The 4,355-nt window shown below is 36.9% G+C and carries 7 protein-coding genes; 3 read left to right on the top strand and 4 right to left on the bottom strand.

Annotation, left to right across the window (positions count from 1 at the left end; all coding sequences use genetic code 11):
* The 4 genes from L950_RS31165 to L950_RS24255 all read right to left on the bottom strand — a co-directional run.
* Positions 1 to 453: Fic family protein (locus tag L950_RS31165; RefSeq protein WP_262507194.1), on the bottom strand; the 453-nt coding region annotated here is incomplete at its 3' end.
* A gap of 5 nt (positions 454 to 458) precedes the next feature.
* Complete coding sequence (locus tag L950_RS31160; protein WP_197086679.1) at positions 459 to 701, bottom strand: hypothetical protein; 243 nt, start codon at positions 699 to 701, stop codon at positions 459 to 461.
* A 114-nt stretch (positions 702 to 815) separates the two neighbouring features.
* Entirely contained in the window at positions 816 to 1,226 is a 411-nt protein-coding gene (locus L950_RS24260) for a helix-turn-helix domain-containing protein (RefSeq protein WP_021190768.1), read from the bottom strand.
* A complete protein-coding gene (locus L950_RS24255) occupies positions 1,204 to 1,602 on the bottom strand; it encodes a helix-turn-helix domain-containing protein (protein ID WP_021190767.1) in 399 nt (132 codons plus the stop codon). Before L950_RS24255 ends, L950_RS24260 begins: the two co-directional genes overlap by 23 nt.
* A gap of 361 nt (positions 1,603 to 1,963) precedes the next feature.
* Here L950_RS24255 and L950_RS24250 point away from each other — a divergent pair, with 361 nt between their 5' ends.
* From L950_RS24250 to L950_RS24240, 3 genes are all read left to right on the top strand, one after another.
* Complete coding sequence (locus tag L950_RS24250; RefSeq protein ID WP_156169852.1) at positions 1,964 to 2,533, top strand: hypothetical protein; 570 nt, start codon at positions 1,964 to 1,966, stop codon at positions 2,531 to 2,533.
* A 253-nt stretch (positions 2,534 to 2,786) separates the two neighbouring features.
* A complete protein-coding gene (locus tag L950_RS24245) occupies positions 2,787 to 3,452 on the top strand; it encodes a hypothetical protein (protein WP_021190765.1) in 666 nt (221 codons plus the stop codon).
* Positions 3,449 to 4,355, top strand: a 907-nt coding sequence (locus L950_RS24240; protein WP_037526552.1) for a hypothetical protein, incomplete at its 3' end; no start/stop codon positions are given. The genes L950_RS24245 and L950_RS24240, both read left to right, overlap by 4 nt.

Below are 4,355 nucleotides of genomic sequence, written 5' to 3'. Positions count from 1 at the left end.
CTGTTGCAATGCAGAAAAATAATTCTTTTTATCGTCGGTCTTGATAATAACTGGAGGATAGCCAAATTTCATCAATATAAAGTTCATTAATATACGTGCGGTACGCCCATTACCATCATCAAATGGATGTATACGGATAAACCTATAATGAAATTCTGCAGCTAAAATTAGGGCATTGACATCATCTTTTTCACTTTGAGATCTATACCAAGTGATAAGGTCGTGCATTTTAGCTGGCGTTTCCTCAGGAGTCGCAAATCTAAAAATCTCACCCGTACTTGTTTGGACATGGTTTGGTGCAGTTTTCCACTGCCCAACAGCTATCCTTCTAGAAGTTTGTTGACCATCAGCAGTGATGGCTTTTACTTCATAGGGAGACTTGAGCAACAAGGTATGCAGTTCACGGATGAAATTTTCTGTTAAAGGATAATCACCTTTTACTAGGTCTTCAATCCATTTTATAGCTTCATCATGTCCCGTGATTTCAAATGATCTTTCAATGGTTTACCTTGGGCTGTGATGCCATAAAGTAGAAGAGCCTTAGTTTCACCATAAGTTAGAGAATTACCTTCCAGATTGTTGGAATGATAATTCCAATCAAGTCTGAATTTCTGCATGATCACATCTTCTTGCTCCTTTGTCAAAGGACGAAGGTTATCTAATTCATTTTTTAAAACTAATGCCTCTTCAATTGAATTCATGATGTTGTGTGTGAAATTGATTAATTATTTATTGTCCAATATAGGGTTGATTTTTTATTCACCTTTCTCTTTTACTACTTCATAAATCTTTGAAATATTCTCAATTGAATTTGACTATTTCGAAGTTATGCGTTCCTTAATTACTTCTAATAATTCTTTCCTGGTAGATTCAAGTTGTTTTTCGAACATCTCAATGGTCTCCCTTAAAGGATTTTGAATAGTTTCTACATTTGCAGCTATACTAGTTGCGGTGACGCCGCAATTTTCGTAAAAATTATTGGTATTATATAATACTTTTTCCTCAGTGAAGTCCCGTAATCCTTCGAATGTTACGCCTAGAGCAATTGCAATTTCAGCTAACTTCTCGTCTCCAATATTTTCAGATTGTTCCAGTTTAGATATAGCTTGTTTCGAAACATCCAATTTCTCAGCTAATAATGACTGAGTCCAGCCCCGTAATTTCCGAATACGCTCAATCTTTCGACCCCTATGTAGGCTAACCTTATTTGTTATGATTTCCGACATCTTTTATTTGTGATTTAAGTATTTCAATTTTTTCCCTTTCACTATCTAATAGACGTTCGTAAAGTTCAACAACTTTCTCTACGGGACTGAAAACTTGATGTATTCCATGTCCATTTTCGTGAATGGTTGTATTATCTATTTTATTTTCGATACTGTAAAAAGCATGATTTTCGTTAAATTCTTTAATTATATCAGGGGTAACATTCAATATTTGTGCAACTTGACGAATAATGCTCTCCTCAACATCATCAGAATTTTCGATAAGCGAGTATTCTGGTTGACTAATTCCTAATTCCATCGCGACAGCTTCTTGTTTAATACCTTTTAAATTCCTTATTACGCTGATATTATGACCGATTTTTACTTTCTTTTCCATTTAAAGCAATTTTAGTTTATAAACAAATATACATAAAAGTCAACCTAAAAGCAATATTAATCAACCCTATTTTTTCTTTTTTTAAAAACAAATACATTTCCTTTGTACTAACCAATAAATAAAGCCAATGTGTGAAAATAATAATTTACAAATTATATTAACCTCTTGTGTATTTCAGAAGAGTACGCCATATGATGAAAATTTGAAGTACGTAGCAGCAACTAAATAACCTTGTATGCCCCTTACAAACCGGCTTAGCTAAAACCCGATCAAACCTTATTTTTTTATTAGTCCTATAGTGCGAGCATACGGACGTTTGTTTCGCTTCATTTAAAACTAGTCCGGATATATAATGCCAATTATGAAAACAAATTTTTCAACAACAACCTCGAGAAATCCAGTGCTAGTGCGTTCCAAAAGACGAATGCCAAAGGTGGCGAACGCAATTATAGGAAATAGACCAAAAGAGCATTATTACTCGATAATCGTACCTGCGGAAAACGACACAAGTCCTTATGTCTCTGTCACAGTTAACGTACGTAAAAACGTGCTGCGGATAAATCTGGTCAGTATGGCTATTTATGAATGTTACCTATTTGCTCTTGGATTGCCAAGTAATTTTCCGAAAGAGCAGGTGATCATTCAGGGGCTCGACCGGCCTAAGTGTATTCCCTGCAGAAGCTGTTATTATGGGGGGAAGTTTATCTACGATTGTGAGTTTACAGTTCCGATAAACTCCACTGTCGAACAGTACCAGCAGTATATATTCGATAATCTGAACGAATACTTTCAGTTGGATGTCAGGATAGAAAAACTTTCTGTCGTACAGGGTAGTCGACCGATAATGACTATGGAGAGCGAATCGGTAGAACTCATTTGGCATGAACAGCAGACAGTGATCATAAAATTTAGAAAAAATAATAACAAATAGATATATCATGATACGAAAGTCAAAAGTGCCACCTTAACCTGTTGAAGTAAAGACATTATAAATGACTTCTCATCGATGAAAGCGTACTGTATAACCATTATGAAAATTTACCCGAAGACGTAAAACGCTTTTCGATTCCGATCACTTTATTAATACCTGAGTGCGAGATTACGGTCTCTTGATTAGCTTCATTTAGATGCTCTCCCGGATGTCTATTGCCATCAGGTAAATATCAAATTATAAACCTTAAAAAATGATAAATATTATTAGGGGTGGGAACGTATATGCCTATTTGAAGGATATTTTCCAACCTATTTATAAGATAAAAAACAGGTATGATAATCAGAAGGAATTATATGAAGATCCTGTAGCTAAAATTGCAATAATTAATAATGTTGTACAGGCAACTAATGCTGTTTTTGGAAGCCAATATAGTTCGGGTGAAGGTTCCCTTATTGTTGGGGATAAGGTTATACCTAACTCGGGACTGGATTGCCATTCCTTTGTTCTTTCATTGCCGATTCAGCAAAGAAAGAACAATGAAATAACAGAGAAATACCAAATAATAAGCAAAGAATTAGCAATGAAACAGCAGAAAATAAGCAAGCAAGGTGTAACGCAGCTCTTATGCAGAAGCCTAGAATTATCAAAGAAAGGGCCTGTTAATGGCAACGAGTCGATAATTAAATACCAAACAAGCGGTAATAAATCGGCAATGAAATACCAGACAAACGGCAATGAATTGGTAATAAATAAGCAACAAAATACCACAGAAATAGCCGAGAATAAGCTACCAAAAGTTAAAACAGTGAGAAGGCTAATAAATTCTGATTTTTTCTTAACCAAATTAACACCAACTTCTAAGTTTTGCGACTGGGCTTCGACTCGCCATCGGGATTTCATCGGCTACAGTGCATGAAAAGTCGAAGCACGGTCGAGCAAAACCTGAGTGGAAGCAGAAAAAGGGGTGAAGAAAAGGAAAAGAAAGTTAGTAGAAGTTTACTGGATGTGGCAAACAGTAAATTGAGGCATTGTCTGAGAGGTACCCGCTATATACCTGCTTTTAACCTGCTTCGGACCTTGTTTTACCTCCTGTCGTCGATGCACCGTATGTGCACCGTACCTCTCCCGTCCCTGCACCAGGAAAAGGACGGTTCAACTGCGGTGCAAGTGTGGTGCAGTTGCGGGGAAACTTACTACAAGAGTAAAAGAAGGTTAAAAGAAAGTCCGAATAAGATCCGAAGCGATAGCTTTGCTTTTTTATTGATTTTCATGAAGAATGTACTTGCTAAAATCGTTCTTGATGTACTGTCAGTGTACGGTTTATTCACCAATGCTCTACTGAAATGGTACCAAAAAGGTACTGGGAATGTACTGGAGAGCTACCAAAGAGTTACTGAAGATGGTAGTTTAGCAGTGCTTGGACTGGCTTGTGCTAGGCAAGTACGGGAATTTGGTTGTTCATGTGTTGCTCAAGCGTACGTAATGCGTATGCTAAGTACTGGTAAAGCATGGATAGTGCGTAAAACGGTACCCGTTTACGCACTACTGACGCACTATCAACGCTTTATCTATGCTTCATCCATACTTGATCCCTACACGGAAAGCGCTTTATCCAAAATAAAAGGATTTAAGCGATCCAATTTCTTTTACCGGGTATCTGAGTGGTTTTGCATTAATAATCTGCCTAATCGCTTAAAATGCTTTTCAAATCAAACGCAAGGAGGTGTCAGAGATGTTGTGCATGCGGGTTTCGTGAGTCGATTGCCACAATCAGCATTTTCAGCTGCGCTGATCCTATTGTTGTTGATAACGTTCGGAT

This window comes from Sphingobacterium sp. IITKGP-BTPF85 (assembly GCF_001006065.1).
Classification (GTDB): Bacteria; Bacteroidota; Bacteroidia; order Sphingobacteriales; family Sphingobacteriaceae; genus Sphingobacterium; species Sphingobacterium anhuiense.
This window is presented reverse-complemented; position numbering and strand designations above follow the sequence as displayed.